General features: G+C 30.0%; 2 protein-coding genes and 1 pseudogene. All 3 read left to right on the plus strand.

Going from position 1 to position 2,444, the window contains the following annotated elements:
* Positions 1-1,406, plus strand: a 1,406-nt coding sequence (pglZ, locus tag ACMOUI_RS12720; protein WP_418966068.1) for a BREX-1 system phosphatase PglZ type A, incomplete at its 5' end; no start/stop codon positions are given.
* 11 nt (positions 1,407-1,417) lie between these two features.
* Positions 1,418-1,750, plus strand: a pseudogene (locus ACMOUI_RS12725) (anti-phage BREX system Lon protease BrxL); the annotation flags it as partial.
* 112 nt (positions 1,751-1,862) lie between these two features.
* A partial coding sequence (locus ACMOUI_RS12730) for a BrxA family protein (protein ID WP_418966069.1) occupies positions 1,863-2,444 on the plus strand: 582 nt, incomplete at its 3' end.

A 2,444-nucleotide genomic window follows, 5' to 3' on the forward strand; every position in this document is an offset into this window, starting at 1 on the left:
TAAATGATGTGGATAATCTTAATGAACTTTATAAAAACTATATAGAGGACTACTATAAGATAGATAGATTTTATAGAGAGTTTTTCCATTCATATGATATGGGAAAATCTACTGAAATAAATGGCGTATTAGACAAGTTACAATACATGATAAGTACTTTCTATGAAAAGGAGTATTTGGAACCTCTTTTAAATGTTTGGAGTACTAATATTGATAAAAAAGATAGTCTTCCTCAGCAAAGAGATTTCTATAAGAACCATGTTAAAAAATCAGATACAAGGGTAGCTGTTATAATTTCAGATGCACTTAGATATGAAGTCGCGAGTGAAATAAAAGAGAAGTTGTTAAAAGAGGCCAATACAAAGGAGATTAGTTTAACTGGTATGTTAACAAGTTTACCAAGTATTACAAGCCTAGGAATGGCAAGTCTTTTACCTTTCAGTGAAACTATAAATTTTGATATATCTGAAAGAAAGATAACTTTAAATGGAATAGATAGCAGAAGCACAGAAAATAGAGAAAATATATTACGACTTGGGGAAAAAGAATCTTCGGCTACTACTTTTGATATTTTTAAAAATATGTATAGAAATGAGCAAGAGGAGTATATAAAGGGGAAAAAAGTTATATACATATACCATGATACAATTGATGCAATAGGAGATAAAGGTAAAACAGAGAGTAAAACTTTTGAAGCTGTAGAAACAGCAGTTTCAGATATAGTTGGAATGGGAAAACTACTATCTAGTCTGGGAGTAGTTAATATCTATATAACTAGTGATCATGGGTTTCTTTATGAAAGGAAAGAGATTGAGGAGCATGATAAACTAGAGCTAAAAAACAGCTATTCAATACTTGGAAAAAGATATGCTTTATCTTCAGAAAAATATGAGGAAAAGGGATGCGTAACACTGGATTTAGGTGGGTATTATGGTGTGTTCCCTGAAAAAAATCAAAGAATAAAAAGTTTAGGAAGTGGTCTTCAATTTGTTCATGGAGGAATAAGCCCTCAAGAAATGATAGTACCTCTTATTAAATATCGTGGTGGTATAAATGCTACAAAATCTAGGAAAGTTAACGTGAAGTTAAAAGAGAGTGTTGGAAAGATAACATCGAATCTTTCAAAATTTGGAGTTTATCAATTAGATCCAATTAGCATTCAAGATAAAGTTGTTGAAAGAAATATAATGATTGCTCTATATACTTCGAATGGAGTTAAGGTTAGTACAGAGGAAAAGATAAGATTAAATGCTACAGAGGAAAATAAACTTTATAACTTTAGGCTTACTTTAAGTGGAACTCATGAAAAAGTATTATTGAAAGTTATTGATTTAGACAGTGGGGATATATTAGATTCAAAAGAGTATGAGGTAAACCTAAGTATAGCATCAGAATTTGATTTTTAAGGGGATAAATAATGGAGATAAATAAAATTGCAAATGAAGCTTTTGAAGGAAAGATTGTAAGAAAGGATTTGGTTTCTAAGATAAAAGGTGGGGCAAATGTCCCTGTCTATGTTCTTGAATATCTTTTAGGAATGTACTGTAACAACGTGGATGAGGACAGTATAACAGAGGGAATGGAGAAAGTTAAAAAAATCCTAGCTGAAAACTATGTAAGACCAGATGAAGCTGAAAAAGTTAAATCTAAAATAAAAGAGATTGGAAGTTATACAGTAATAGATAAGGTTTCAGTAAAACTAAATGAAAAGAAAGATAGATATGAAGGGGAACTTTCAAATTTAGGAGTTTACCACCAGATATATTGTCAGATATGCAGCTAATATTCTATCAAGATCCAATAGATGCAGTACAAAAAGCTCTCGGTTTCATGTAATAATTAATAATGAAAAGAGGTAAAAAATGGAGTATAGAGCGATAACAGGAGAAAATTTCTATTATCAGGAGTTAAAAAATACAGCAAGATATCTGCTTAAAAATCCCAATTTAAAGAATATGAGAGATGTATTTAAAGAAAAGGATATTCTTGACTGTACAAGTGAAAGTAATTTTCAAAAGAAATTTCAAACTATAAATAAAAGAGTGAAGTATTTAACAGAGGAGTTAATGTATCAATTGGTAAATGGAGACTCAAATACAGGGAGATTTATAACTTTATACACTATATTGTGTGCAGAAAGATTTCTTTTAGAGTTTTTAGATGAGATCATTGGGGATAAGTATAGACATTACGACTACTATTTAAAAGAGAGTGATATTCAAAACTTTATGAATTTAAAAGCGGAACAATCTGAAATAGTTGAAAAGTGGAGTGAATCTGGAAAGAAAAAAATGATAGTAAAAATCAAAAATTTTTTTAGTGAAGGTGGATTTTTATATAAGGAGGAGGAAAAACTATATAAGATAGTTAGACCTGTAATCCTATCTGAAATAATAGATGAGATGAAAAAAGAGGGCAATAGAAGCGTAGTTAAGGCTATGCTT

Source organism: Cetobacterium sp. (assembly GCF_048470075.1).
Taxonomy (GTDB): domain Bacteria; phylum Fusobacteriota; class Fusobacteriia; order Fusobacteriales; family Fusobacteriaceae; genus Cetobacterium_A.